General features: G+C 72.6%; 23 protein-coding genes. 8 read left to right on the top strand and 15 right to left on the bottom strand.

Features of this window, described 5'->3' with window-relative positions; genetic code table 11:
- Positions 1–108 precede the first annotated feature (108 nt).
- Complete coding sequence (locus tag H030_RS37140) at positions 109–753, top strand: hypothetical protein (protein WP_051222735.1); 645 nt, start codon at positions 109–111, stop codon at positions 751–753.
- Between the two features lies 1 nt (position 754).
- On the opposite strand, the gene H030_RS0114710 is transcribed toward H030_RS37140, so the two are convergent.
- Positions 755–1,672, bottom strand: a complete 918-nt coding sequence (locus tag H030_RS0114710) for an arginase family protein (protein WP_027006664.1) — start codon at positions 1,670–1,672, stop codon at positions 755–757.
- Between the two features lie 4 nt (positions 1,673–1,676).
- Positions 1,677–3,569 carry an excinuclease ABC subunit UvrC gene (uvrC, locus tag H030_RS0114705; RefSeq protein WP_027006663.1) on the bottom strand — a complete coding sequence of 631 codons (1,893 nt, stop codon included), beginning with the start codon at positions 3,567–3,569 and terminating at the stop codon, positions 1,677–1,679.
- Positions 3,570–3,600: 31 nt separating this feature from the next.
- Between uvrC and H030_RS0114700 the strand changes: the two genes are divergently transcribed.
- Positions 3,601–5,232: a RecQ family ATP-dependent DNA helicase gene (locus tag H030_RS0114700; protein ID WP_081690821.1), complete on the top strand. Its 1,632-nt coding sequence runs from the start codon at positions 3,601–3,603 to the stop codon at positions 5,230–5,232.
- Between the two features lie 92 nt (positions 5,233–5,324).
- Positions 5,325–6,716 carry a hypothetical protein gene (locus H030_RS0114695; RefSeq protein ID WP_155892058.1) on the top strand — a complete coding sequence of 464 codons (1,392 nt, stop codon included), beginning with the start codon at positions 5,325–5,327 and terminating at the stop codon, positions 6,714–6,716.
- 65 nt (positions 6,717–6,781) lie between these two features.
- Here the strand turns inward: H030_RS0114695 and H030_RS37135 are convergent, their stop codons facing one another.
- The 3 genes from H030_RS37135 to H030_RS32325 are packed head-to-tail and all read right to left on the bottom strand — an operon-like array spanning position 6,782 to position 8,621.
- Entirely contained in the window at positions 6,782–7,429 is a 648-nt protein-coding gene (locus H030_RS37135) for a hypothetical protein (RefSeq protein WP_155892057.1), read from the bottom strand.
- Positions 7,430–7,434: 5 nt separating this feature from the next.
- Positions 7,435–7,725, bottom strand: a complete 291-nt coding sequence (locus H030_RS32330) for a hypothetical protein (protein ID WP_035127728.1) — start codon at positions 7,723–7,725, stop codon at positions 7,435–7,437.
- Positions 7,722–8,621 (bottom strand): LysR family transcriptional regulator, encoded by a 900-nt coding sequence (locus H030_RS32325; RefSeq protein WP_051222731.1) that lies wholly within the window; start codon positions 8,619–8,621, stop codon positions 7,722–7,724. Before H030_RS32325 ends, H030_RS32330 begins: the two co-directional genes overlap by 4 nt.
- A gap of 83 nt (positions 8,622–8,704) precedes the next feature.
- On the opposite strand from H030_RS32325, the gene H030_RS0114675 reads away from it, so the two are divergent.
- A complete protein-coding gene (locus tag H030_RS0114675) occupies positions 8,705–9,121 on the top strand; it encodes a nuclear transport factor 2 family protein (RefSeq protein ID WP_196809137.1) in 417 nt (138 codons plus the stop codon).
- Here H030_RS0114675 and H030_RS0114670 read toward each other — a convergent pair.
- Entirely contained in the window at positions 9,118–10,455 is a 1,338-nt protein-coding gene (locus H030_RS0114670) for a GGDEF domain-containing protein (protein ID WP_027006659.1), read from the bottom strand. The genes H030_RS0114675 and H030_RS0114670 overlap by 4 nt on opposite strands.
- 153 nt (positions 10,456–10,608) lie before the next feature.
- Between H030_RS0114670 and H030_RS32320 the strand changes: the two genes are divergently transcribed.
- From H030_RS32320 to H030_RS32315, 3 genes are all read left to right on the top strand, one after another.
- Entirely contained in the window at positions 10,609–12,873 is a 2,265-nt protein-coding gene (locus H030_RS32320; protein ID WP_051222729.1) for a molybdopterin oxidoreductase family protein, read from the top strand.
- 130 nt (positions 12,874–13,003) lie between these two features.
- A complete protein-coding gene (locus H030_RS0114660) occupies positions 13,004–14,446 on the top strand; it encodes an MFS transporter (protein ID WP_027006658.1) in 1,443 nt (480 codons plus the stop codon).
- 132 nt (positions 14,447–14,578) lie between these two features.
- Positions 14,579–16,804 carry a putative bifunctional diguanylate cyclase/phosphodiesterase gene (locus tag H030_RS32315; protein WP_155892056.1) on the top strand — a complete coding sequence of 742 codons (2,226 nt, stop codon included), beginning with the start codon at positions 14,579–14,581 and terminating at the stop codon, positions 16,802–16,804.
- A gap of 12 nt (positions 16,805–16,816) precedes the next feature.
- Here H030_RS32315 and H030_RS0114650 read toward each other — a convergent pair whose 3' ends face one another.
- Both H030_RS0114650 and H030_RS0114645 read right to left on the bottom strand, forming a co-directional pair.
- Positions 16,817–17,716, bottom strand: a complete 900-nt coding sequence (locus H030_RS0114650; protein ID WP_027006657.1) for a MaoC family dehydratase — start codon at positions 17,714–17,716, stop codon at positions 16,817–16,819.
- A 6-nt stretch (positions 17,717–17,722) separates the two neighbouring features.
- Entirely contained in the window at positions 17,723–19,078 is a 1,356-nt protein-coding gene (locus H030_RS0114645; protein ID WP_027006656.1) for a 3-oxoacyl-ACP reductase, read from the bottom strand.
- A 29-nt stretch (positions 19,079–19,107) separates the two neighbouring features.
- On the opposite strand from H030_RS0114645, the gene H030_RS0114640 reads away from it, so the two are divergent.
- Positions 19,108–20,406, top strand: a complete 1,299-nt coding sequence (locus H030_RS0114640) for an acetyl-CoA C-acetyltransferase (RefSeq protein ID WP_027006655.1) — start codon at positions 19,108–19,110, stop codon at positions 20,404–20,406.
- Here H030_RS0114640 and H030_RS0114635 read toward each other — a convergent pair.
- From H030_RS0114635 to H030_RS32295, 7 genes are all read right to left on the bottom strand, one after another.
- The gene (locus tag H030_RS0114635) at positions 20,403–21,662 is read right to left on the bottom strand and encodes an acyltransferase family protein (RefSeq protein ID WP_027006654.1); all 1,260 of its coding nucleotides are present in this window, start codon (positions 21,660–21,662) and stop codon (positions 20,403–20,405) included. The genes H030_RS0114640 and H030_RS0114635 overlap by 4 nt on opposite strands.
- Before the next feature lie 163 nt (positions 21,663–21,825).
- Positions 21,826–23,088: a transglycosylase SLT domain-containing protein gene (locus H030_RS40465; RefSeq protein ID WP_051222725.1), complete on the bottom strand. Its 1,263-nt coding sequence runs from the start codon at positions 23,086–23,088 to the stop codon at positions 21,826–21,828.
- Entirely contained in the window at positions 23,081–23,422 is a 342-nt protein-coding gene (locus tag H030_RS39105; protein WP_196809136.1) for a hypothetical protein, read from the bottom strand. Before H030_RS39105 ends, H030_RS40465 begins: the two co-directional genes overlap by 8 nt.
- Positions 23,423–23,724: 302 nt before the next feature.
- Positions 23,725–24,066, bottom strand: a complete 342-nt coding sequence (locus H030_RS32305; protein ID WP_051222722.1) for a hypothetical protein — start codon at positions 24,064–24,066, stop codon at positions 23,725–23,727.
- Positions 24,063–24,413 (bottom strand): hypothetical protein, encoded by a 351-nt coding sequence (locus H030_RS32300; protein WP_051222721.1) that lies wholly within the window; start codon positions 24,411–24,413, stop codon positions 24,063–24,065. Before H030_RS32300 ends, H030_RS32305 begins: the two co-directional genes overlap by 4 nt.
- A gap of 66 nt (positions 24,414–24,479) precedes the next feature.
- Positions 24,480–24,839 (bottom strand): hypothetical protein, encoded by a 360-nt coding sequence (locus H030_RS0114610; protein ID WP_027006652.1) that lies wholly within the window; start codon positions 24,837–24,839, stop codon positions 24,480–24,482.
- Positions 24,840–24,870: 31 nt separating this feature from the next.
- Positions 24,871–25,677 (bottom strand): response regulator transcription factor, encoded by an 807-nt coding sequence (locus tag H030_RS32295; RefSeq protein ID WP_231398446.1) that lies wholly within the window; start codon positions 25,675–25,677, stop codon positions 24,871–24,873.
- Between the last annotated feature and the right edge of the window lie 103 nt (positions 25,678–25,780).

The following is a 25,780-nucleotide window of genomic DNA, read 5'->3' as shown; positions in this document are numbered from 1 at the left end:
TCTAAGTGAAGTGTGAGAGGAGTCGAAGAACCCGCGCGCCGCGCCGACTTACGGACTTCTTCGCCCCCGCTTGGACGGCGTTTCGGTTCTTGCGGCTCACTGCTCGCCATGCTCCGCCTCGCCACGCCCCTGTCCGTCTTCGCCGTCGCCGGCGCTTCGCTCGCGCTCGCCGCGTGCGGCTCGTCATCCGACAACAGCTCGTCCGGGTCCTCCGGGACGAGCACGACCGCGAACGGCCAGAGCGGCACGCGCAACGCGGACTTCCAGAAGTTCCAGCAGTGCCTGAAGGACAACGGCGTGACGCTGCCCAACCGCGGCAACCGGCCCGGCGGCTCCAACGCGGCGCCGCCGAACACCGACGGCGGTTCGACGACCGCGCCGCCGAACGGTCAGCCCCCGCAGGGCGGCGGCTACGGCGGCGGGCCCGGCGGCTTCGGCGGCCAGAGCGCCGACCCGAAGACCCAGAAGGCCATGAGGGCCTGCGCGAAGTACCGCCCGCAGGGCAACTTCCGCGGCGGCAACGGCAACGGCGCGCCGCGCCAGAACATCAGGGCCTTCACCGCCTACCTGACCTGCCTCAGGGACGCGGGCCTGGACGTCAGGGTCTCCGACGGCTTCAACGCCCTGCGCAACCTCAAGCAGTCCGACCCCAAGGTCCAGGCCGCGCTGAAGTCCTGCCAGTCCAAGCTGCCGCAGCGGCCTCAGGCGTCCGGCACCGCGCCGGGCAACACCACCACCAACGGGACGACCTGAGCTAGCGGCAGTTCTTCGGCGCGAGGGCGGCCGCCACGCCGGCGACGAAGGGCGCCAGCGTCGAGCCGTCCGCCGCGCCGTGGTCCGGGTTGAGCTCGGTCAGCGTGACGGTCGCGGTGCGGTCGTGCGCGGCCAGGACGTGCAGCGCGGCCAGCGCGGTCTGCAACGTCACGCCGCCGTCGCGCTCGGTGTTCTCCGACAGCGGCAGCTCGAGGAAGTCCACCAGGTCGACGTCGAGGTGGACGCTCAGCACGTCGCAGTCGGCCAGCGCCGCCAGCGCGCGGCGCGCCGCGCCCTTCGGGTCGGCCGCGAGGTCGGCGACGGTCACGACCGTCACGTCCTGCTCGGCGATCGCCGCCAGCTCGAACGCCGTCGCGTAGTCGGGGTCGAAGCCGACCAGCACAAGGTCCTTGCCTTGCAGCAGCGGCGTGCGAAGGCCGACATCGCGCAGCTCGCTCCGCGTGCCGTCGAGCGCGAGCAGGTGCGCGACGCCCATCCAGTCCAGCGTGCCGTCCTCGGTCGCGTCCGGGACGTTCATGTCGGCGTGCAGGTCCAAGTACACCAACCCGACCCGCCCGCGGTGCGCGACACCCGCCACCGCGCCGACGCCGACCGTGCAGTCGCCGCCCAGGACCAGCGCGCGCCGCGCGCCGTCGTCCAGGACGCGCCGGACCTCGCCCGCCACGCGCCCGGCCACCGCCGCGGCGTCCGCGACGTTCGCGGCCGCCGGGTCGTCGCCGTCCGGCGCCCAGCGGAAGCCCTCGACGTCGCCCGCGTCGTCGACCTCCTCCCAGCCGGCGTTGACCAACGCCTCCAACAACCCGGCGTCGCGCAGCGCGCGCGGCGCGCGCTCCTGGCCGGGCGCGTAGGCGCCCGCGGACGAGGGCGCGCCGATCACCGCGATCCGCTCGGGAGCCATCGCGTCAGCGCCCCGTCCGGGTCCGGTGCAGGAACGTGTACAACTCGCGCGCCGTCTTACCCGGCAGGACGGCTTCCAGCTGCTCGCGCGTCGCCTCCAGGACCGCGTCGGGCGAGCCGAAGTGATTCAACAACGTGCGTTTGCGCACCTCGCCGATCCCGGGCAGGTCGTCGAGGATCGACACGGTCATCGCCCTGTCGCGCCGCGTGCGGTGGTGGGTGATCGCGAAGCGGTGCGCCTCGTCGCGGACGCGCTGCAGGAGCTGCAGCGCGGGCGTGTCGTGGGGCAACACGATCGGCTCGGCGCGGCCCGGCATGAAGACCTCCTCGATGCGCTTGGCGAGCGACACGACCGCGACGCCGCGGTCCAGGAACCCCTGCAACGCCGCGAGCCCCGCCGAGAGCTGCCCCTTGCCGCCGTCGATGACGATCAGGTTCGGGAGCGTCGCGAACGACTCGTTGCGCCTCGGGTCGTGCGGGGACAGGTCCTGCTGGGACTCCCACTGGGCCAGCCGCCGCCCGAGCACCTCGTTCATGGAGGCGAAGTCGTCCGGGACGCCCTCCTCCCCACCGCGGATCGTGAAGCGCCGGTAGTCGGCCTTCTTCGGCGCGCCACCCTCGAAGACGACCATCGACGCGACCGTGTGCGTCCCCATCAGGTTGGAGATGTCGAAGCACTCGATCCGGATCGGGAGCGCGGCGAGCTGGAGGTCGGCCTGGAGGTCGTCGAGCGCCTCGACGCGCTGCTGGCGCGAGCGCTCGGCCTTCAGGCGCTCCTGGTCGAGCGCGAGCCTCGCGTTGCGCTCGGCGAGGTCGAGCAGGCGCGCCTTGTCGCCGCGCTCGGCCGCGCGGACCTCGACGTTCGCGCCGCGGCGCTCGGTCAGCAGCTCGCCCAGCGGGCCGAGGTCCTCGACCTCGGATTGGACGATGATCTGCGGCGGGATCACGGTCGCTTCGCCGTAGTACTGCAACAAGAACTCCTGGGCGACCTCGCCGACCCCGCCCTCCTGGATGTTGTCCAGGTAGAACGACTGGCGGTCGCTGAGCACGCCGTCGCGCAGCTGGAAGACCTGGGCGTTGGCGTCGGTGCCGTCGGCGGCGACCGCCACGACGTCGGCCGTGCCGTGCGCGTCGTTGGCCACGCGCTGGCGCTGGAGGAGGCTGCGGACGGCGGCGAGGCGGTTGCGCTCCAGTGCCGCCTGCTCGAACTCCTGCTTGGCGGCGGCGTCCTTCATCCGCGCCTCGAGGTCGTGCTCGATCTCGCGGTAGCGGCCCGACAGGAACGCGCGGACGCCGTCGATCGACTCCATGTACTGCTCGCGCGTGACGCCGTAGTCGACGCACGGTGCGCCGCAGCGCTTGATGTAGAAGTCGAGGCACGGCGAGCCGGAGCGGCGGCCGGGCTCGGCGCCGCTGCAGGAGCGGTACTGGAAGACCTTGCCGAGCGTCTCCAGCGTGGAGCGCGTGCGCCTGGCGGAGGAGTAGGGCCCGAAGTACAGACGCGTCCTGCGGTGGCGCTCGCGGGTGAAGTAGACGCGCGGGAACGGCTCGTCCATCGAGATCGCGATGTACGGGTAGGACTTGTCGTCGCGCAGCCGGATGTTGAAGCGCGGCTGGTACTGCTTGATGAAGTTCTGCTCGACGAGCAGGGCCTCGGTCTCGGACTCGACGAGGATGAAGTCGATGGTGTCGATCACCTCGGTCATCTGCACGGCGCCGCGCGTGACCGGGTTGGCGAAGTGGCTGGCGATCCGCTTCTTGATCGAGATCGCCTTGCCCACGTAGATGACCTTGCCCTTGTCATCGTGGAAGAGGTAGACGCCGGGGCCGTCAGGCAGCTGCTTGCGCTGGTCGGCGAGGCGGCTCTTGCGTCCTTCTGATTGCGGGACCGAGGCCATGCTGCGTTTGGAGGATAGGGTCGGGTGAAGCGTGGTCGGGAACGAGCACCCCAGCGAGGACGAGATCGAGGCTGCGGCGGAGCGCGAGCTGCACCACGAGCACCTGCGGCCGGGGCAGCTGGAGGGCGTCGAGGCAGCGCTGGACGGGCGCGACGCGCTGGTCGTGATGGCGACCGGGAGCGGGAAGTCGGCGATCTACCAGCTGGCCGGGTACTTCCGGGCGGGGCCGACGGTGGTGGTGTCGCCGCTGATCGCGCTGCAGCGCGACCAGGTGGCGCAGGCGGAGGGCGGGGCGGCGGCGGAGCTGAACTCGACGCTGTCGCATGCGGCGCGCGAGGCGGTCTTCGCGGGGTTGGCCGACGGCTCGCTGGAGTTCGTGCTGCTCGCGCCGGAGCAGCTCTCGAACCGCGACACGCTGGAGCGGCTGCGCGCCGTGAGGCCGTCGCTCTTCGTGGTCGACGAGGCGCACTGCGTGTCGCAGTGGGGGCACGACTTTCGGCCGGAGTACCTGGAGCTCGGCGCGGCCGCAGAGGCCCTGGGCCGCCCGCCGATCCTGGCGCTGACGGCGACCGCCGCGGGTCCGGTGCGCGACGAGATCGTCTCGGTCCTGCGGATGAGGGACCCCGAGATCATCGTGAAGGGCTTCGACCGCCCCAACATCTGGCTCGGGGTCGAGCGCTTCCACGAGGCCGACGACAAGGAGCGCAGGCTGGTGGCGGACGTCGTGGCGGCGCCGTTGCCGGGGATCGTCTACGTGGCGACGCAGAAGGGGGCCGAGGCGCTGGCCGCCGCGCTGCGCGCGCACGGCGTGCGGGCGACCGCGTACCACGGCGGGATGAGCGCGAAGGCGCGCGATGCCGCGCAGGAGTCGTTCATGAGCGCGGGCGGCGAGACCGACGTCATGGTCGCCACGATCGCCTTCGGGATGGGCGTCGACAAGCCGAACGTGCGGTTCGTCTTCCACCTCGACGTGAGCGAGTCGCTCGACGCCTACTTCCAGGAGCTCGGCCGAGCGGGGCGCGACGGCGCACCGAGCGTCGCGCGGTTGTACTACCGCCCCGAGGACCTCGGCCGCCGCCGCTTCTTCGCCTCCGGCAAGCTCGACACCGCGACGCTGGAGCGCACCGCCCGTGTGATCGCGGCGACGTCGCCGGTTGACGCAGCGGTGTTGCGCGACAACCTCGACTTCTCACGGAGTCGCACCGCGACCGTCCTGCATCGGTTGCAGGACGCCGGGCTGATCGACGTGAGCGACACCGGCCTCGTCACCTCCATCCCCTCCGCGGACCTCGCGACCGGGATCGCCTCAGCCGCCGCCTCCGAAGTCGACCACGAACACCTCGACCGCTCGCGCGTAGAGATGGTCCGCGGCTACGCCGAGCACTACACCTGCCGCCGAGCCTTCTTGTTGTCCTACTTCGGCGAGCCCTTCGAGCCGCCATGCAACAACTGCGACAACTGCAACGCCGGCCACGGCATCCCACCCGCGGACGCCGGCCCTTACACCATCGGCACCCGCATCCACCACCCCACCTTCGGCCCCGGCACCATCCAACACATCGAAGACAACATCCTCACCATCGCCTTCGACCACACCGGCTACAAGACCCTCTCCGAATCCATCGTCCTGACCCAGCACCTCCTCGCCGAGGACGACAACTAGCTCGAAGGTCACAAACTGCAGCGTCATGTCTCTTCATCTCGATGCTGGGGCACAACTGGGCGAGGTTCAAAGGCTTCTGGCGCGCTGAGACGATGCTCACGCGCGACGCTTGGCGGCCGTACTGGCGGTTCGCCAAAGACCACACCGGGCTGTTCCTCGCGATCGCATCGGTCCTAGCCGCGCTGACGTACTTCACCCTCGCAGCGGCCGAGCAGCACATGTACGGGTCGCTCTACATCGACCTGGCCGACGTCGGTCTCAGCCGTCCGCGCCTGATCGAGGACACGGCCATCGCGACGGTGATCATCGCTCTGATCTTCGTGCCGCTCTCGCTCCTGTTGTCCTTGGCCTTGGCAGCCGAACACGGCATGGCCCGGTTCGCCATCTGGCGGCCCGCGGGCGCGGTGTTGAACGCCGTCGGCCTCGGCGTCATCACGCTCGGCATCATCTGGGGCGGCGCGTCCTACGGCGCCGATCAGGTCAGGGCGGGCAAGATCAGCTCGGGCACCCTCGCGTGGGGACTCCAAGTCCTCGACATCTGGGCGATGCCGTTCCACTTCACGCGCCTGCCGGCGGGCCACGGCTTCGACCCGGGCTGCGTGCTCTACCTCGGCCACGCGAACGGGCAGCTCGTCATGTACGACGTCGAGCACGGCAGCTCGCTCCACCTCCAAGAGGCGCAGTACGCCGGAGAGGCCGGATTCGTCAGCTTCGGCCAGGTGCCGGACCGGTGCCGTGGCCAGGACGACCCGGCGGCTGTCCTCGCCGACACCGAGCAGGTCGAGGACGTCGATGCCGCCGGGACCACGCTCGCGTGGTCCGAGCGCGCGCATCCACACGGACCGTGGGCGCTGATGGTGAGCACGGGCGGCGCCGAGCGCGTGCTCCTCGAGAGTCCGCACCGGCTGGAGCCGGACCTCGGCCGCGACCCAAACGGCCGGCTCGTCGTCATCTACCGGTCGTGCGCCGCGCGGGGCTGTGTCGTCCGCGAACGGCCCATCGCGCACGGTACCTCGACGACGATCGCGGTGCCGCGCAAGCGCGGCTGCTCGCCCGCGTGGCCGTCGGAGAGCACGCAGGTCGTCGCGGTTGTGCTGAGCGGCGCGCGCTGCGCCCCGCGCGATCGCGGCGTGTGGCTGCGCAGGGTGGGCGATCGATGGCGTCGTGTCCCGACGACACAGACCGGGGCAGCGGAGCTCGACACGTCCGGCGATCGAGTCATATGGGTCGAGGACCGAGGCCCGCTCGACCGGCTGCGCGTCGTCGCGGGCGGCCGGACGGCGACGCTGGCCTCCGGTCGGCAGCCGCTGACCACGCCGCGCCTCGTACGCGGCGGACCTGCTCTGGTGGGACGGCGACAACGACCTGCTGAGGGCGCGGTCCTGGCGTCGCGGCGCCTGCGAGGAGAGGCAGGCCAAGGTCATCGGCGGGACGACCGACCGCGGTCACTTCGCCCCCTCGTCACGCGGGCTGCTCATCGCTGAGCGCTCGCGCATCGTCGTCGCCGGGAAGAAGACGGCGGCGGCGTATCGGCGGCTGGCGGCGTGTATCAGCGCGCCGTGAGGAGGTCTCGCGCCGCGCGGAAGAAGGCGGGGATCTCGCCGTCGTCGTCGGCGTCGGTGACGGGCCGCTCGGCGCCGGTGAAGGAGGTGGCGTTCCAGAAGGTGGAGGGGCCCGTCTTGGCGGGTGGGGTCCAGGGAGACACGTAGGCGTAGGGCTCGGTGTGGTCGTCGTCGCCGGGAGATATGCCGTAGGTCGCGTTGCCCGCTTCGATCGCGATGTCGAAGTGCTCGGGCCATAGGTGGATGGGTGCGTTGGCGTCGAAGGCGCGGAGGGCTTCCTCGCCGGTCGCCCAGACGTCGGCGAGGCGGAGCGTCGCGCCGGCGTGGATCTCCAGGGTCTCGTCCGAGAGCGCGGAGGCTGCGGGTTCGGCGAGGCCGACGAAGTGGGCGGCTGCGCGCAACGACGTGATGGCGATGGAGTGCTCGTCGCCGGAGGGGTCCACCCGGACGAGCTGGGGGCCGCGGGTGGCGATCCAGCTGCCGTCGGGGAGGTCGGGGGTGCCGAAGCCCTCGGGTCGGACCTGCAGGGCGATCTCGTTGCCGGTCGCCTGCACCCGCAGCGGGCTGATCACGTGGACCGCCAGCGCGTGGAGCGAGCGGCGGGTGGAGACGAGGGGCTCGTCGGCTGGCGTCATGGACATCATCTTGCCCCACGGCGGAAGAGCCGTGCGAAGAAGCCGCGCCTCCGGGGCTGGGTCGCCAGCCACTCCTCGCGCGACGGCAGCCGGCCGGCCGCGCGGGCCTTCCGGACGCAGGCGATGTGCGCGTGGCGGCGGTTCTCGCCGCTGCCCTCGGGCCGGATCAGGACGTGCTCGTTGAACGCCGGCAGCTTGCGCGGGCAGAACGGGCACGCGTAGGTCCGCGGCCGGCCGGAGTGCGACGGGCGCAGCTCGTACCAGCGCGCGTCGACCAGCCGGCGCGGGCCGCTCACGCCGTCGCCCAGCCCTGCGCGAGCGCCTCGTCCTGCAGCGCGGACACCGCGCGATCGAGCAGCGCGCTGTCCGAACCGGCGCGGCGCAGCAGCGAGATCGGCACCCGGACCACCTCCGCCAGCGGCCGCCACACGAGCCCCGCGGGCGTCCCGGTCTGCGCGCTCTCCCCCACCAGCGACACCGCCCCGCCGCCGACCAAGGCCCCATAGGCCGGATCGAACGGCGTCTCGACCGGCTGCAGCCGCGGCTCGAAGCCCGCCGCCCGGCACGCGCCGACGACCAGGTCGTAGTGCCCCGGGTTCGCGTCGCGGTCGTGCAACGAGATCGCGCGATCGGCCAAGGACGACAACTCGACGACATCATCATCGGCCACCGGATCCCCGGAACGCACCAACACCCCCAGCCGCTCCCGCCGCAGCACGACCGCGTCGACCCCCTCGACCAGCCCCGCCGCCCGGACCAGCGCCAGGTCCAACTCACCCGCCCGCACCGCCGCCCCCAGCGCCGGCGTCGCCAGCAGCCGCGGGACGACCTCCACCCCCGGCAGCCGCCGCCGCAGCGCCTCGATCAGCAGCGGCGCCGTCCCGTACCCCAGCGACGTCGAGTACCCCAGCGCGACGCTCCCCCGCACCCCGAGCCCGAACGCCCGCAGTTCGTCGTGCAACGCGGCCGCCTCATGCTCCAGCGCGGTCCCGCGCTCCAGCAGCCGCGCGCCCGCCTCGGTCGGCGTCACGCCGCCCGCCGAGCGCTCCAGCAACCGCACGCCGACCTCCGCCTCCAGCGCCGCGACCTGGCGCGACACCGCCGGCTGGGCGACGTGCAGCACGCCGGCCGCACGGCTGAACGACCCCTCGCGGGCCACGGCCAGGAAGTACAGGAGGCGCCGGTCGAGCACGCCACAAGGGTATGCCGGATCGGTACGGCGCCAGAGCGAAACGCTGTTGGCGGCGAGCGTGCGCGCAAGGCAAGGTGATGGCCATGACCCCCACCCGCACGCTCATCGACACCTACATGAACGCCCTCCGGACCGGCGACCTGCCGACCCTGCACGCCACGTTCGCCCCCGACGCGACCTGGTGGCTCCCCGGCGACCTGCCCGTCAGCCGCACCTGGCACGGCCCCGACGCGATCCTGGACGAGTTCCTCCCCGCCGTCATGGCGCGCTTCCGGCCGGACACCATCGAGTTCACCACCAACTCGATCACCACCACCGACGACGCGGCGATCCTGGAGTGGACCGTCGAGGCCACGCGCCTCGACGGCAACCCCTACAAGAACGACTACATCGCGATCTTCGAGATCCGCGACGGCCGCATCTCAGCCGTCCGCGAGTACATGGACACCACCGTGATGGTGTCGCTCTTCGAAGAAGCGCCCGCGGCGGCCCAGGCCTAGGCCGCCGCGTCCGCGCGCAGCTCGGTCCCGGCGATCATCGCCCTCGACCGCCCCGCCCGCTTGGCGTCCAGCAACGCGACGTCCGCGGCCTCCAGCAGATCGGCCAGCTCGTCGCCGTGCGTCGGCGCGGCGGCGCAGCCCATCGACAGGTCGACCTTCGGCCCGGACCCCGCCTCGAAGACCTCAGACACCTGCGCCATGATCCGCTGCGCGGCCTGCACGGCCTCCTCGAGGTTCCCAGGGACCAGCAGCGCGAACTCGTCGCCGCCCAGCCGCCCCGCGTGCCCGTGGACACCGAGGATCCGGCCGATCTCGGCCAGCACCAGGTCGCCCGCGGCCATCCCGTGGCGCTCGTTGACCGACTTGAAGTGGTCGATGTCGCAGATCAGGATCGCGCCGCCGCCGTTCTCGATCAGCGCGAGCCGCGTCGTCTGCAGCCAGTGCCGGCGGTTCGCCAGCCCGGTCAGGTCGTCGGTCTGCGACAGCCGCTCCAGCTCGGCGACCCGCTGCGCGAGCCGGTCGTTCTCGCCGCCACGCTGCTCGGGCTGCGCGATCTGCTCGGCAAGGACATCAAGAACGTCCGCGGTCACGTCGAGCCGCGCCATCGCGACCTCCAGGAGCGCGTGGTCGGCCTCGGTCCCGTGCAGCATCCCCGCGACGTTGTCGCTCAGCTGCACGCACGCGATCTCAGCGTTCGGAGCCCCGACGCCGGTCGGCCCGCCGTGGTGCCACGCGATGATCGACGCGACCTCCGCCGGCAGACCCCAGCGCTCGGCCAGCAGCGCGCCGCACTGGGCGTGGTCGATCCCGAAGCGCTCCCTCTCGGCCAGGACGCGCTCGGCGCCCGCCGGGAACTCGGACGCCAGCGCATCGCAGACGTCCTCGCCGAAGACCTCCGGCAGGACCAGCTTGCCGACGTCGTGCAACAGGCCCGCGAGGTGCACGGTGTCGCCGGGGATCTTGGCCTCCTCGGCCGCCGCGGCGGCGCCGATGGCGACCGTGATCGCGTGAAGATGCAGCTGCCCGCACGACGCGCGGCCGTTGCCGCGCGAGCGCTCCAGGAACCGGAACGTCGCCGCCTCCAGCGCCAGCCGGCGCAGCGCGCGGCGCCCCACCAGCATCACGGCCTGGCGGATCGTCTTCGCGCGGATCGGGTGCGCGCGGGCCGCGGAGTTCGCGAAGCGCAGCAGGTTGGCCGCGAACGTCGCGTCCTGCTCGAGGGCGTCCACCAGGTCAGCGGCGGTCGCCTCCTCGTCGTCGCACAGGGCGATGACGCGGAGCACCGTGGCGTCGAGTACGGGGAACTCGGCCAGGTCGTCAATGGCGCCTGCCACTGAACGGGCGGCTTCGGGGTCGATGCCGTCCTTCCAGGGCGCGCAGTCCGTTGCGTGCTTTGCCTCCATGGCTCACTGGAACATCGGTCACGGCGGCGTCGTGTTGAGAGTGGGGATGTGGTGCATGGACGAGTGTGCGAGTAGCTTTCCTGGATGCCCGTCGCCTTCCGGACCTGTCCCCTCTGCGAAGCGACCTGCGGCCTGGCGCTGGAGGTCGACCACGACGCCCACACCGTGACCAAGGTGCGCGGCGACGCCGATGACGTGTTCTCGCACGGCTTCCTGTGCCCCAAGGGCGTCTCGATCAAGGAGCTGCACGACGACCCGGACCGCGTCCGCACGCCGCTGATCCGCCAGCCGGACGGGTCGTTCGCGGCCGCCACGTGGGACGAGGCGTTCGCCCTGATCGCCGAGAAGCTCCCGGCCATCGCGGCGCGCGGTGGGAAGGACGCGATCGCCGCCTACATCGGCAACCCCGCCGCGCACTCGCTCGCGTTCTTGTTGTACGGGAAGGTCTTGTTGAAGGCCTTGGGAACCAAGAACATCTTCAGCGCCTCGACCGTCGACCAGTACCCCAAGCAGGCCGCGTCGGCGCTGATGTTCGGGACCGGCACGACGATCGCGATCCCGGACCTCGACCGCACCGACTTCCTGCTCTGCCTCGGCGCGAACCCGCTGGCGTCCAACGGCTCGCTGATGACCGCGCCCGACGCGCGCGGGCGCCTGCGCGCGATCCGGGCGCGCGGCGGCCGCATCGTGGTCGTCGACCCGCGCCGCTCGCGCACCGCCGCCGAGGCCGACCAGCACCTCGCGATCCGGCCCGGGACCGACGCGCTGTTGTTGATGGCCCTGCTGCACACGATCTTCGCCGAAGGCCTGGAGTCGCTCGGCGCGCTCTCCGCGGAGCATGTCGACGGCCTCGACGAGGTCCGGGCGCTCGCGGCCGACTTCCCGCCCGAGGCGGTCGCCGCCGCGTGCGGCCTCGACGCCGGCGAGATCCGCGACGTCGCCCGCGCCTTCGCCGCCGCGCCGTCCGCCGTCGCCTACGGCCGGATCGGCACGACGACCCAGGCCTTCGGCACCACCGCGTCCTGGCTGATCGACGTCCTCAACATCGTCACCGGCAACCTCGACCGCGCCGGCGGTGCGATGTTCCCGCTGCCCTCGACCGGCCTGCAGAACTCCAAGGGCGAGCCGGGCCGCGGGCGCGGCGCGCGCTTCGGCCGCTGGGCGTCGCGCGTGCGCGGGCTCGGCGAGGTCTTCGGCGAGCTGCCGGTCGCCTGCCTGGCGGAGGAGATCGACACGCCCGGCGAGGGCCAGGTGCGCGCGCTGATCACGGTCGCGGGCAACCCGGTGGTCTCGACGCCCAACAGCGACCGTCTCGCCGCCGCGCTCGACGACCTCGACTTCATGGTGTCGCTCGACATCTACGTCAACGAGACGACGCGCCACGCCGACGTCATCCTCCCCGCCCCGTCGCCGCTGGAGAAGTCGCACTTCGACTTCGTCTTCCAGGGCTTCGCGGTGCGCAACTACGCCAACTACTCGCCGCCCGTCCTGGACCGCCCGGAGGGGCTGCCGGACGAGTGGGAGACGGTCCTGCGGCTGGTCGGCGTCGCCACCGGCCAGGGCCCGGACGCCGACATCGCGGCGATCGACGCGTTCGTGGTCCGGGCCGCGATCGGGCGCGAGACCGGCGACGAGCACTCGCCGTGGCACGGGCGCGACGTCGAGGCGTGCGTCGCCGAGCTGGAGCCCCGCACCGGCACCGCGCGCCTGATCGACATGATGCTCCGCACCGGCCCGTACGGGCTGACGCTCGCCGACCTGGAAGCGCAACCCCATGGCATTGACTTGGGTCCCCTGCAGCCGCGCATGCCCGAGGTGTTGCGCACGCCCTCCGGGAAGGTCGAGCTGGCGCCGCCGTCGCTGGTCGCCGACGTCGCGCGCCTGCACGCCGCGCTCGCCGACCACATCGACAACGCGGACGGGATCGTCCTGATCGGCCGCCGCGACCTGCGCTCCAACAACTCCTGGATGCACAACCTGCCGCTGCTCGTGCGCGGGCCGGAGCGCTGCACGCTGCACGTGCACCCCGACGACGCGGCCCGCCTCGGGCTGACCGACGGCGGCCGGGCGTCGATCGCCTCGCGCGTCGGCGCCGTCACCGCGCCGGTCGAGGTGACCGCCGACATCCGCCCCGGCGTCGTCTCGCTCCCCCACGGCTGGGGCCACGACCGCGACGGGACCGACATGGCCGTCGCCCGCGCCCACGCGGGCGTGAACTCCAACGTCCTCACCGACGAGGCCGCCGTCGAGCCGCTCACCGGCACCGCGGTCCTCAACGGGATCCCGGTGACGGTCGCACCGGTGCAGGCCAGCGCGCAGGACGCCGCGCCGCTCGCCGCGGCCGGGTAACCGCACCGCCCGCGGTGCGGCCAGCAGGGGGAAACGCGCGCCCCTAGGGGATCCCCTGATGTGACTGGGGTGGGTGCGCGTCAGGGTCCGGCACGACCCCGCTTCCCCAACTCCCAGAGAGACCTCCAAAGTGCCCACCCAACGCTGGACCCTGACCGTCGTGTGCGTCGCGACCGCGATGTTGATGCTCGACATCGCGGTCGTGAACACCGCGCTCTCCGACATCGCGTCGGACCTCAACACCGGCCTGCACGGCCTGCAGTGGATCGTCGACGCCTACACGTTGGCGCTCGCCTCGGTCGTCCTGACCGCCGGCTCGCTGGCCGACCGCTTCGGCCGCAAGCGCCTCTTCACCTACGGCCTCGCGCTCTTCACCGCCGCTTCACTCGTCTGCGCGCTCGCCGGCTCGATCGGCTTCCTGGACGCCGCCCGCGCCGTCCAGGGCATCGGCGCCGCGATCATGTTCGCGGTCTCGCTCGCGCTGCTCGCCAACGCGTTCCCGGACCTCAAGGAGCGCATGAACGCGCTCGCCGTCTACGGCGCCACGATCGGCGCGTCGTTCGCGGTCGGCCCGCTCGTCGGCGGCGCGCTGACCTCCGGCTTCGGCTGGCGCGCGATCTTCCTCATCAACATCCCGCTCGGGCTGATCTGCCTGGCGATCACGCGCAAGTACGTCGAGGAGTCCAAGGACGCCGTCGCGCGCCGCGTCGACCTCGCGGGCCTGGTGACGCTGACCGCGGGCCTGTTCCTGCTGATCCTCGCGCTGCTGCGCGGCAACGAGCTGGGCTGGGGCTCGACCCAGATCCTGCTCGAGCTGGGCGGCGCCGCCGCGCTGCTGGTCGTCTTCCTGTTCGTCGAGTCCGACGTCAAGGACCCCATGTTGCCGCTCGGCCTGTTCCGCAACGGGCGCTTCACCGGTGCGCAGGTCGGCGCGTTCGCGATCTCCGCGTCGTTCTTCGCGGTGTTCTTCTACACCACGCTCTACCTCCAGCAGGTGCTGGGCCTGAGCGCGATCGAGGCCGGCCTCGTCTACCTGCCCGGCACCGCCACGATGTTCTTCGTCGCGGGCGGGTCCGCCGCGCTCGGCGAGCGCGTCTCCGGCCGCGCGATGGTGTCGGCCGGCCTCGCGCTGGTCGCGGGCGGCATGGCGCTGCTGACGTTCTGCGACGTCGGCTCGTCGTGGGCGATCGCGCTGCCCGGCTCGATCCTGGCGATGGTCGGGACCGGCCTGTTCAACCCGTCGATCAGCGCGTTCGCGCTCGGCAGCGCGCCGGCGCACCAGAGCGGCCTGGCCGCCGGTGTGAACGACACGTTCCGCCAGGCCGGGATCGCGGTCGGCGTCGCGGCGCTCGGCGCGCTGATCCCGACCGGCGCGTCGCTCGGCGCGGGCGACCCGCACGCGTTCGTCGGCGGCCTGCACGACGCGCTGTGGGCGTGCACCGGGCTCGCCGCCGTGGGTGCCGTCGCGTGCGCGTTCCTGCTCCGGACGCCGAAGGACGAGGCAGACGCCGGTGTCTCCGTGGAGACCACCGAAGCCGCCGAAACCACCGAAACGCTCCTCCAAACGGTCTAACCGGAACGGAGCGGTACCAGGAACGGGTCCGTCCGCCGACCGGGGAGCGAAGATACCCCGGTCGGGGGATGTGACCCCCGCCGTTCGCTGCCGAATCCTACGCGCGTGGAGGAGATTCGCGACCGGGTGGCGATGACGGCCGGAGTCCGTCGGCTGCAGCTCGCCGTCGCGCTCGTCGCCGCGGGCTACCTTCTGACCACGCTGCCGTTCGTCCGCGGCGGCGCGCACTACGTCCCGGCGTTCGACATCACGCTGCCGCTGACCGCGCTGGCGCTGTCGGTGGCCCTGGCGGCGTGGCGCGCGGTGCGCGTCCCGTCGGAGCGCGCGATCTGCCTCTGCCTCGCGGGCGCGATCCTGTCGTGGGGCCTGGGCGACGCGGCGTGGTTCACGCTGATCGGCCCCACCGGCGCGGCGCCGGTGCCGTCGTGGCCCGACATCGGGTTCTTGGGGTTCTACCCGCTCGCCTACGCCGCGATCGGGCTGACGCTCCGGGAGCGTGGCGCGCGGATCCCGCCCTCGATGTGGCTCGACGGGGTGATCGCGGGCGTGACGGTCGCGGCGGTGGCCGCGGCGGCGGTCTTCGAGCCGATCATGAACGCCACCAACGGGCCGGCGCAGACGGTCGCCACGACGCTCGCCTATCCGCTGTCCGACTTCCTGATCCTCGCGCTGATCGCGACGACCGCGGTGCTGACGGGGCGCGCGCCGACGCGCTCGCTGCTCGTGCTCGGCGCGGGGCTGGTGGTGTTCTCGGCGAGCGACATCATGTTCACGTTCCTGCTCTCGAGCGGGAACTACCAGACCGGGACGCCGGTCAGCACCGGCTGGATCATCGGCTGCGCGATCATGGCCTGCTCGCCGTGGACGAAGCGGACGCGGGTCGAGGCCGACTTCGGCGGCGCCCGCGCGATCCTGCTGCCGGTCGTGTGCACGTTCGTGGCGCTGGCGATCGTCGTGGCCTCGCGGTTCGTGGCCGTGCCGGGGCTGGCCTTCGGGCTCGCGGTCACCGCCATCGCCGCTGCGGTCGGCCGGACGCTGCTGACGTTCCGGGAGGTCCAGGAGCTCGGCGAGCGCCGCGTCGAGGCCCGCACGGACGAGCTCACCGGTCTGGCGAACCGACGATCTTTGGTGTGGCACCTGGAGCAGGTCGTCCGGCGCGGCGACCCGGCCTCGCTGTTGTTGTTGGACTTGGACCACTTCAAGGAGCTCAACGACACGCTGGGCCACGCCGCGGGCGACGAGCTGCTGCGGCGGATCGGGCCGCGGCTGCGCGAGGTGCTCGGCCCGCGCGACGTGCTGGCGCGGCTGGGCGGCGACGAGTTCGGCGTGATCGCCTGGCGCGGCGAGGACGACGACCGGCCGGTCGTCCTGGCGCAGCGGCTGCTGCGCGTGCTGGAGGAGCCGTTCGACCTGCGCGGGATCGCGCTGCGCGTGGACGGGTCGATCGGCGTCGCGCACTTCCCGGACCACGCGCGCGATGCGAGCGGGCTGCTGCAGCGCGCGGACGTCGCGATGTACCAGGCCAAGGAGCGGAGGTCCGGCGTCGAGGTCTACGACGTCGGGACCGATCGGCACACGCTCGACCAGCTCGCGCTCGCTGGGCAGCTGCGGAGCGCGATCGCTTCCGGGCAGCTCGTCGTCCACCACCAGCCGAAGGTCGACCTGGTGTCCGGGGCCGTCGTGTCGACCGAGGCGCTGGTCCGCTGGCAGCACCCGACCGAGGGCCTGCTCGCGCCCGGCGTCTTCCTGCCGCTGGCCGAGCAGACCAACGCGATGGGGCCGCTGGCGCTGGAGGTCCTGGAGCTGGCGCTGCGCGACTGCGCGGCCTTCCGAGCCGAAGGACTGGTCCTTGAAGTCGCGGTGAACCTGGCTGCGGCGAACCTGCTCGACGTCGAGCTGCCGGGCATCGTCGCTGCGGCACTGGAGCGCCACGGGCTGCCGGCGAGCGCGCTGCGCTTCGAGGTCACCGAGACGAACATCCTGGCCGACGCCGAGCGCTGCGTGTCGGTGCTGGAGGCGTTGAAGCGGCTGGGCGTCGGCCTGTCCCTCGACGACTTCGGGACCGGCCACGCGTCGCTCGCCCGCCTCGCGGGCCTCCCCGTCGACGAGCTCAAGATCGACCGCTCCTTCATCACCGACGTCGCCGAGGACTCCGCCCACCGCGCGATCGCCCGCACCATCGTCGACCTCGGCCGCTCCCTCGGCCTCCGCGTCGTCGCCGAAGGCATCGAAGACGACGCCTGCCTCGCCGTCGTCCGGGCGCTCGGCGTCGACGTGGCCCAGGGCTACGGCCTTGGCCGCCCGCTGCCGGCATCCGCGCTCCGCACCGCCCTCACCGAGTCACCGCGCGCGGCCTAGGGCCGCGCGTCGTCACAGCGCGGTGAAGCTGCCGCTGAGGTGCGGCTTGCCCTTCTTCGCGTCGTGCGCCTCGAACGTGCGGCCGCCGGCGCTTGGTGCCGAGCTGAAGGCGACGGTCGCGGGTAGGAGGACCGGGAGCTTGAAGCGGACGTCGGTGGTGAAGGCGTCCGGGAGCTCGGGTTGGAGGGCGGCGAGGGTGTGGGCCTTGAGCCACATGCCGTGGGCGATCGCGCGGGGCATGCCGAAGGCCTTGGCCGAGAGGTTGTGGAGATGGATCGGGTTGCGGTCGCCGGACACGGCGCCGTAGCGGCGGCCGATGTCGGCGGGGACCTTCCAGATCGCCTCCGCGGCGGGCGGCGCGCTCGGCTCGTCGCGCTCGCGCTCGCGCCTCTCCCCACCGTCGCCGCTTCCGCCGCCGCGGCGCAGGTACGTCGAGCGGCCCTCCCACACGCGTTCACCATCAACTTCGGCAACCGCGACAACATCGAACTGCCGGCCCCTCGGATGGTCCCGGAGGTCCTCCGCCCGGACGGTGAACGACGGCGTCTCCCCCGTCCCGACCGGCCGGACGTGCTCGATCCGGTTTTCGACGTGCACGAGCCCGAGCACGCCGAACGGGAACGAGGAGTCGGTCATCAACCGCATGGCCAACGGGAACGCGAGGATGTGGAGGTAGGTCGGCGGCAGCGCGTCCCGGAGGTCGAAGCCGCAGACGCGCGCGTAGTCGGCGACGTGCCCGCGATCAAGCGCGACATCCTGCAACGCGAACGACAGGTCCGGCAGCTCGCGCGAGCCCTTCGGCCCGACCAGCGGGACCCTGCGCAGCAGCGGCAGCGCGTAGGACCCAGCGACCGCGCGCGGGTACAAGGTGGCGGCGCCGGGCGCGCCGTCCAACGTCCGGGTCGTCGCCATGCCCGCCTACGCCCCGATCAGGGACTGGCCGCAGACGCGCACGACGTTGCCGTTGACGCCGCCCGACGCGGGGCTGGCGAACCACGCGATCGTCTCGGCGACGTCGATCGGCAGCCCGCCCTGCGCCAGCGAGTTCATGCGGCGCCCGCCCTCGCGGACGAACAGCGGCATCGCGGCGGTCATCTGCGTCTCGATGAACCCGGGCGCGACCGCGTTGATCGTCGCGCCGCGCTGGGCCAGCTCGGGCGCCAGCGTCTCGACGATCCCGATCACGCCGGCCTTCGACGCGCCGTAGTTGGTCTGCCCGCGGTTGCCGGCGATCCCGCCGATCGAGGAGACCGTGACGATCCGGCCGCCGTCGCCGAGCAGGTCGCCGATCAGCAGCGCGTCGTTGAGCCGTTCCTGCGCGGAGAGGTTCACATCGAGCACGGCGTCCCACCGTTCGGGCTTCATGCGCGCCAGCGTGCGGTCGCGCGTGATGCCGGCGTTGTGGACGACGACGTCCACGGTCCCGTGGCGCTCGGTCAGGTACGCGGCCAGCGACTGCGGCGCGTCGTCGGCCGTGACGTCCAGGTGCAGCGCGGCGCCGCCGATCCTGTTGGCGACCTTGGCGAGCGCGTCGCCCGCCTGCGGGATGTCGATGGCGATGACATGGGCGCCGTCGCGCGCGAGCGTCTCGGCGATCGCGGCGCCGATGCCGCGTGAGGCGCCGGTGACCGCGGCGACGCGCCCGGCCTGCGGCTGCTCCCAGTCCCTCGGCGTCGAGGACTCGCCGCTGTTGATGCGGATGACCTGGCCGTCCACGTAGGCCGACTTCGAGGACAGCAGGAAGCGCAGCGTCGACTCGAGGTCGTCCTCGCCGCCGGGCGCGACGTAGACGAGGTTGCCGGTCGCGCCGTGGCGCAGTTCCTTGGCGGCGGAGCGGACGAAGCCCTCGAGCGCGCGCTGAGCGACATGATGGCGTCGGTCGGCGGCGTGCTCGGGCGGCGTGCCGAGGACGATCAGGCGGCCGCTCCTGCCGAGCTTCGTGATGACGGGGTTGAAGAACTCCCGGAGCGCGCTCAGGTCCTCCGACTTGGTGATCCCGGACGCGTCGAAGACGATCGCGCCGACCTTGTCGGCGGCACCGGCCACGGCCTCGGGCGCGAGGGCGGGCGTGTTGGTGTTCTTGAGGACCCGCTCGACCGTCGAGAGCAGGCGATGCTCCGGCGCGCCGCCGACGACCGCGGCCCCTTCGAGGAGCGGCTGGCCCGGCTTGTAGCGGCGCAGCGGCGTCGACTCGGGGAGGCCCAGGCGGCCGACGAGGAACTTCCCGGGCGGCGTGGACGAGAGCTGTTGGTATCTATCGGCGGCTTGCGACACGGTTCGATGTTACATTCTTTGATGTCACCATGCCTCAGCCCAAGAAGCCATCAGCCCCCGCCCCCGCCGCGATCCTCGGCGGCAACCGCATCCCGTTCGCGCGCTCGAACGGTCCCTACGCGCAGGCGTCCAACCAGGACATGTTCACCGCCGCGCTCGACGGGCTCGTCGCCCGCTTCGGGCTGGCGGGATCGACCGTCGACGAGGTCGTCGGCGGCGCCGTCCTCAAGCACGCGCGCGACTTCAACCTGATCCGCGAGTGCGTGATGGGCAGCGCGCTGGACGACGCGACGCCCGCGTTCGACGTCCAGCAGGCGTGCGACACGGGGATCCAGGCGGCGGTCCTGGCCGCCAACAAGATCGCGCTCGGCCAGACCGAGGTGGCGATCGCCGGCGGCGTCGACACGACCAGCGACGCGCCGCTCGGCGTCAACGACGACCTCCGGCGGCTGCTCGTGAAGGTCAACGCCGCGAAGTCGACGGCCGACCGCGTGAAGCTGCTCGCGCACGTCCGGCCCTCGCACCTCGCGCCCGACGTGCCGCGCAACGCCGAGCCGCGGACCGGGCTGTCGATGGGCGAGCACGCCGCGATCACCGCGCGCAAGTGGGGCATCACGCGCGAGGCGCAGGACGAGCTGACCGCGTTGAGCCACCAGAACCTCGCCGCGGCGTACGACCGCGGGTTCTTCGACGACCTGGTCACCCCGTTCCTGGGCCTGTCGCGCGACCAGAACCTGCGCCCGGACTCGAGCGTCGAGAAGCTGGCCAAGCTCAAGCCGGTCTTCGGGACGCGCGAGGACGGCGCGACGATGACCGCCGGCAACTCGACGCCGCTGTCGGACGGCGCGTCGGTGGTCCTGCTGTCGACCGACGCGTGGGCCGAGGAGCACAACTTCCCGGTGCTCGCGCACCTCACCCACTCGCAGACGAGCGCGGTGTCGTACGTCCACGGCGACGAGGGGTTGTTGATGGCCCCGGTCTACGCCGTGCCGAAGATGCTCGCGCGCGCCGGGCTGACGCTCGAGGACTTCGACTACTACGAGATCCACGAGGCGTTCGCCTCGCAGGTGCTGGCGACGCTGGCCGCCTGGGAGGACGCGGACTTCTGCAGGTCGCACCTGGGCCTGGACGCGCCGCTCGGCTCGATCGACCGCACCAAGTTGAACGTCAACGGGTCGTCGCTGGCTGCGGGCCACCCGTTCGCCGCGACCGGCGGGCGCATCCTCGCCACCGCCGCGAAGCTCCTCGCCGAGAAGGGCTCCGGCCGCGCGCTGATCTCCGTCTGCGCCGCGGGCGGCCAGGGCGTCGTGGCGATCGTCGAGCGCTAGTTGTAGGTCTCGCCCGCGGTCTGCGGGCGCAGCGCGGGCCGCTCGCCCGTGCGCTGGCGGCGCGGCTCGCGCGTCGCCGGCGCGCCCGCCGTGGAGCGGGCGGTCCGGGTCGTCAGCCTGCGGGCCAGCGCGATCGACGGCTTCTCCACCAGGAACCACGACGCGGTCGCCAGCGGGATCGTGAACGCCATGACCGTCAGGAGCTGGCGGCCGAGGACGTCGCCCTCGGGCCAGTGGCCGGTCATGCGCAGGGCGACGATCACCGGGAAGTGGATCAGGTAGACGCCGAAGGAGATCGAGCCAAGCCACTTCGCGGGGCCGCGCGCGAGCAGCGGCGCGGTCCACGGGCCGGCGACGAGGACGCCGATGACGGCGGCGATCCCGGCGATCCCGGGCGCGTCGCCGACGAGGCTGCGCAGCTCCTGCGAGCCGGCGCCGGTCGCGTGCCACCAGGAGTTCACGAGGATCAGGGCCAGCGCGGGCAGCAGGAGCGCGGCGGCGCGGCGCGCGTTGAGACGGCGCCTGTGGCAGAGCACGGCGATCGTCATCCCCGCGCCGAACTCGACGAGGTGCGGGAGCAGGGACGTGGACAACGTCTGCGGCCAGTGGTGCTCGTAGGCCAAGATGGTGGACAACGCGCCGGCCGCGACGACCGTGAGCGTGAGGAGCAGCAGCCGCGCGCGGCCGCCGCCGAGGCGCAGGGCGAGCGCGCCGGCGAACGGCAGCGTCGCGTAGAACGACACCTCGATCGCGAGCGTCCACATCGGCGGGTCGAGGTGCTTGATCGTCTCGTCGAAGTGGTTCTGGGCGAAGACGAAGAAGACCGGCAGCAGCCCCGCGTCGATCTGCATCGGGTGGTCCAGGTGGCGCAGCAGGAAGTACGAGGCGACGACCGCCAGCCAGTACGCCGGGAGGATCCGGGCGGCGCGGCGGATCGCGTAGCGCGTGAGGCTCGGCCCGCGCCGCGCGCCGTCGAGTGCCGCGGCGACGAACGGGCGGAAGATCAGGAAGCCTGACAACACGAAGAACAGCTGAACGCCGAGCCGCAGCTCGCCGAGCGAGAGATCGAGCAGGCCCTTCGGCGGCCTGTGCTGGTCGCCGTAGCTGAACATCCACGTGTGCAGGACCAGGACGCCGAGGGCGGCGAGGCCGCGCAGGCCGTCGAGCGCGTCGAGCCGCTGCGCGGGCTCGGCGGTCGCACGGCTGATCGCCGCCGCGGTGCGGCGGTCGACGCTGACGGGCTCGGCCGTGGGCATGTGCTTACGGTCGGTCACGAACTTGAGAGGCGGCGAAGAACCCCATGAGCCGGCGCTGAGCGAGCACCCCTGCCGGGCTTCGGCCGCTGTCCGGGACCGTACCCGGCCGCGGACCACCTACACGTTAGGAGATGTTGGGCGGGGGCCGGATTTCGGTGTGGGGTCACGCGATCAGCCGGACCTTGAGGCCGGTGACCGTGCCCATGGTGTCGCCTGCCCCACCGAGGAGGCCGAGGATCGCTGAGACATACGCGGTGGTCTCGGGGATCGGTGGGATGCAGCCGCAGGCGGCGACGGCGTTCGCGCCCGCGTTGTAGGCGGCGAGGGCGAGGGGGACGGAGCCGAAGCGGGCGAGGAGGTCGTGCATGAGGTGGGCCTGGGCGAGGATCGCGGCGTCGCCGTCGAAGGGGTCGGGCAGGTTGTAGTCCTTGGCGGTGCCGGGCATGAACTGGGCGATGCCCTGCGCGCCGGCCGAGGAGGTCGCGAACGGGTTGAAGTGCGACTCCTGGAACAACTGGGCGGCCAGGAGCGCCGCGCCGACGTTCCAGCGCTGCGCCGCGCGGGAGATCGTCGGCGCCCAGCGCGCGGGCACGAAGTCCGGGACGCCGGAGCGGCCGTCGCCCGGGCCGTAGCCGACGCTGCGCGAGCCGGCCGCGCGCGTGAAGCCGTAATGCCATGGCTCCCAGTCGTATCGCTGCTTGAACCCGAACCGCGGCGCGTGCGCGGCGAGCCAGGCGTACGCGGACTCCGGGCCGAGGTCGAGCTCGGTCCCGAGCCGGTGCAGCGACTCGCCGGGCCGCGCGACCCACTTCGGGTCCGGGTGCGCGGCGAACAGCGCCGCCTGCTCGGCGTTGGACCGGAACGCGCTGTTGATGATCAACGCGACGCCGTCCCTGCGCGCCGCGGCGGCGACGCGGTCGAAGGCGAGCGCGACATCCGGCCGCATCCGCTGGCCCTGGCGCGTCGCGAACGGACCGCGGTACTCGCCGGCGAGGTCGCCACCCGCGCTCGGGAGCGTCGTGGGCGCGACCTCGGCGACCGCACGCGCGCCGCCGACCGCGACGGCGATGCGCGTGGGCGCGAGCGCGGTCGCATCCGGGAACGCGACGTCGGCACCCCGCGCGCCGTTCTCACGAGCGGTCGCGGCAGCGGCATCGCGCGCAAGCTCCAGGTAGGCAGCCCGCTCGAGATGCCGCGGGTTCGGGACGCCGCCGTCGAGCACCGCAGGCTCGAACAACCGCGGCTGCGCGACCCGCATCGCCTCGGCACCCGCGAGCGCTGCGAGATCCGCCACGCCCCGACGCTCCTGCCTGTGCGCGATGCCCGCCAGGAACGCCGCGACGACCGACGCGACCGTGATCGCCAAGACCAAGAACCCCAACAACGAGACCATCGCCTGCCCGTCGTCGTCGCGTCGCTCAGGCATCGGTCAGAGCGGCAGTCGCGAGTCGGCGAAGCGCGGGCGACAGGACGAAGCCCGTGGCGGCGAGCAACCGCGTTGTTGGTGTGGTCGCCGGGAGGCGCAGAACGCCGGCCGAGCGACCAAGGCGTGCGGCCGCCGCGAGCGCCAGCACCTCGAGCCCCTCCGCCGCGCCCGGCGGCGGGACGACGACGAGCCGGTCCGCCGCAGCGAGCAGAGGATCGAAGTCCTGCGGCCGCGGACCGGCGACGACGAGGACGAACGGCGCCTCCCCACTCGCCGCCTGCGCGCGCTCAGCAGCGGCGCGCCCGGCCCCCGGCTCGCCGGGCAACGCGACCACGACTAGCCGCCCACGCGGCGCCGCCGCCAAGCCCCGCGCAGCAAGACGCTCCGCGAGTCGCCGCGCCGGAGGCAACGCGAAGCCCGCCCGCGGCGGTTGTCCGCCCCCGACCGCGGAGTCGCCGCCTGAGTGGCCGGTCCAGATTGCGAGGACGGCGACCGGCGCGCCGCAGGCGAGGGCTAGGGCTGTGCCGGCGGTGGTGCCGTCGGTGGTGGAGGCGAGGATGGCCAGGGATGCTGGGATCGAGCGCTCGGCGGCTAGCGGTGGTGGCGAGAGGAAGGTGTCGCGGAGGGCCATGGTGGTCATCGCGCGGTGGGGCCGGCGGAGGCGGTGGTCGTGGACGAGAGGAGCGACGGCAGCCAGGGGAGCAGGGCCGGAGGCGTTGCTCGAACGGTCACGTGGCGGGCTGAGACGTGGATCGAGAGGTGCGCGTGGGTCCAGCCGGGTGCTGCGGCGTGGGCCGCGGCTGACGGGTCGCTGCCTTGGAGGATCGCCATGGCTCCGGCCTCCGCCGCGCTTGATGCCGCGGTCCGTGCGCCGCCTGCCGCCAGCGCCTCCGCGGCGGCCAGAATCAACACCATCAACAACGGGAGAACGCCGAGCAGCTCGACCGAGGATTGGCCGTGCTCGCTGCGGAGCGTCATCGCTGGGACTCCATCGAGGCGGTCGCGGAGAGCGAGCCCAGCCCGATGCCCGTGAGGGTGGGGATCCGGAGGTTGATGTGGACCGACGGCGCCCTCGTCGTGACCGTGAGGTGGCGGCGGAAGGGCGCGGGCAGTGATGTGACGGCCGCCCTACGCGGGTCCGTGCCCAGCGCGGAGGCGCGGGCCGCGTCGCGGGCTGCCGTCGAGGCGAGCCAGGCTGAGACACCAACAACGAGGAGCTGCAGGAGAACGAGCGCCGCCGCGAGCAGCAGCGGCAGCAGCGCTACGAACTCGATGCTTGCTTGGCCGCTCTCGCCGCCGCCGTGTTCCCGACCGCCGTCGTGCATGGCCGGGACACTCCCGGCCAGCGTGTCACGGCTCTACGCGCAGGTGTTGCGGAACTGCGGCGAAGCTCAGTAGCCGTACGCGCGGTGGTGTTGCCACACCGCGTAGAGCGCGCCCGCGGCCGCCACCAGCAGCACGATGAAGGCCAGCGTCCCGATCCCGGACGTGATCAGCCACGCGCGCCCCGCCAGCGCCAGGACCAGCGCGCCCAGCGCCCCGTACAGCAGCGCCCGGTGCTTGTCCCCGAGCGAGAAGATCGCCACGCGGTTCTCGCGGTAGAAGCGGATCCCGAGCAGCACGAAGATCACCGTCAGCGCGATCCCCAGCAGCGCGGAGACGAGCGTCGCGGTCTCCCCGCCGCCGGGCAGGAACGCCACGGCCGCGGCGACCGCGATGATGATCAGGACGTTGCGGAGCGTCTTGTTCACGACGCTCCGCAGGGTACTCGCCGCGCCGCTGCTACGACGTCAGTGCCCGCAGCTCGGCGGCGAGCAGCTCGTCGTCGGCGAGACCCAGGGTCGACGGCGCCGGGCCGTCGGCCGGCTCGGCGTACGCCGCCTCCGACTCGCGCGAAGCGGGCACGGAGCCCTCGACCGGCTCGGCGGCGAAGCGGTAGCCGACCCCGAAGTGCGTGTGGATGTAGCGCCACTCCGACGACGCCTTCTCCAGCTTCTGACGCAGCTTGCGGACGAACACGTCCACCGAGCGATCCCCGCGCGCCATCGCGTAGCCCCACACGCGCTGGTAGATCTCCTCGCGCTCCAGGACCCGCCCCTCGGACCCCGCCAGCAGCTCGATCAGCTCGAACTCGCGGCGCGTCAGATCGACGCTACGACCATCGACGAACGCCTGGAACCGGTCGGACCGGATCTCCAGCTCGCCGGCGGCCACCGGCCCACGCTCGGCCCGCGCGTCGGAACGACGACGGCGGCGGACCACAGCCTCGACCCGCGCGATCAGCTCCTCCGGGTGGCACGGCTTCGACAGCCAGTCATCCGCCCCCAGCCGCAGCCCGCGCACACGCTGCGCGACCGTCGACTGCCCGGTGCAGACGACCACACCCAGGCCCGGCAGCTCCGAGCACACACGATGCAGGTAGTCCCAGCCCGAAGGGCCCAGGATCGCCAGGTCGACGACCAGCGCGCTCAGGCGCATGGCGACGATCGTCTCGACCGGGACGGCAGAAGCCAGCGTGCGGTGCTCCCAGCCGAGGCGCTCGAGCCGCTTGTCCAGAACCTGGAGGAAGCCCGAGTCGGTGTCGATCACGGCCAGCCGCAGAGGCTGTGCCGAAGTCCCTCGTTCCGTCGTCATCTCGCCGCGGAGTCTAGACGCCCAACTCGACAACTGGCCTAGAAATCCAGTCGCCGGT

This window comes from Conexibacter woesei Iso977N, assembly GCF_000424625.1.
Taxonomy (GTDB): domain Bacteria; phylum Actinomycetota; class Thermoleophilia; order Solirubrobacterales; family Solirubrobacteraceae; genus Baekduia; species Baekduia woesei_A.
The sequence above is the reverse complement of the archived record's forward strand: the minus strand, read 5'-3'. Positions and strand labels throughout refer to the sequence as shown.

What these genes read in the sequence shown, in the direction of transcription:
- H030_RS0114675 (WP_196809137.1), top strand. Translation starts at nt 8,705, where the DNA reads ATGACCCCCACCCGCACGCTCATCGACACCTACATGAACGCCCTCCGG.
- H030_RS32320 (WP_051222729.1), top strand. Translation starts at nt 10,609, where the DNA reads ATGCCCGTCGCCTTCCGGACCTGTCCCCTCTGCGAAGCGACCTGCGGC.
- uvrC (WP_027006663.1), bottom strand. Translation starts at nt 3,569, where the DNA reads ATGGCCTCGGTCCCGCAATCAGAAGGACGCAAGAGCCGCCTCGCCGAC.
- H030_RS37135 (WP_155892057.1), bottom strand. Translation starts at nt 7,429, where the DNA reads ATGACGCCAGCCGACGAGCCCCTCGTCTCCACCCGCCGCTCGCTCCAC.
- H030_RS0114710 (WP_027006664.1), bottom strand. Translation starts at nt 1,672, where the DNA reads ATGGCTCCCGAGCGGATCGCGGTGATCGGCGCGCCCTCGTCCGCGGGC.
- H030_RS32300 (WP_051222721.1), bottom strand. Translation starts at nt 24,413, where the DNA reads ATGCACGACGGCGGTCGGGAACACGGCGGCGGCGAGAGCGGCCAAGCA.
- H030_RS0114695 (WP_155892058.1), top strand. Translation starts at nt 5,325, where the DNA reads ATGCTCACGCGCGACGCTTGGCGGCCGTACTGGCGGTTCGCCAAAGAC.
- H030_RS37140 (WP_051222735.1), top strand. Translation starts at nt 109, where the DNA reads ATGCTCCGCCTCGCCACGCCCCTGTCCGTCTTCGCCGTCGCCGGCGCT.
- H030_RS0114650 (WP_027006657.1), bottom strand. Translation starts at nt 17,716, where the DNA reads ATGGCGACGACCCGGACGTTGGACGGCGCGCCCGGCGCCGCCACCTTG.
- H030_RS0114635 (WP_027006654.1), bottom strand. Translation starts at nt 21,662, where the DNA reads ATGCCCACGGCCGAGCCCGTCAGCGTCGACCGCCGCACCGCGGCGGCG.
- H030_RS32305 (WP_051222722.1), bottom strand. Translation starts at nt 24,066, where the DNA reads ATGACGCTCCGCAGCGAGCACGGCCAATCCTCGGTCGAGCTGCTCGGC.
- H030_RS0114640 (WP_027006655.1), top strand. Translation starts at nt 19,108, where the DNA reads ATGCCTCAGCCCAAGAAGCCATCAGCCCCCGCCCCCGCCGCGATCCTC.
- H030_RS32315 (WP_155892056.1), top strand. Translation starts at nt 14,579, where the DNA reads ATGACGGCCGGAGTCCGTCGGCTGCAGCTCGCCGTCGCGCTCGTCGCC.
- H030_RS40465 (WP_051222725.1), bottom strand. Translation starts at nt 23,088, where the DNA reads ATGCCTGAGCGACGCGACGACGACGGGCAGGCGATGGTCTCGTTGTTG.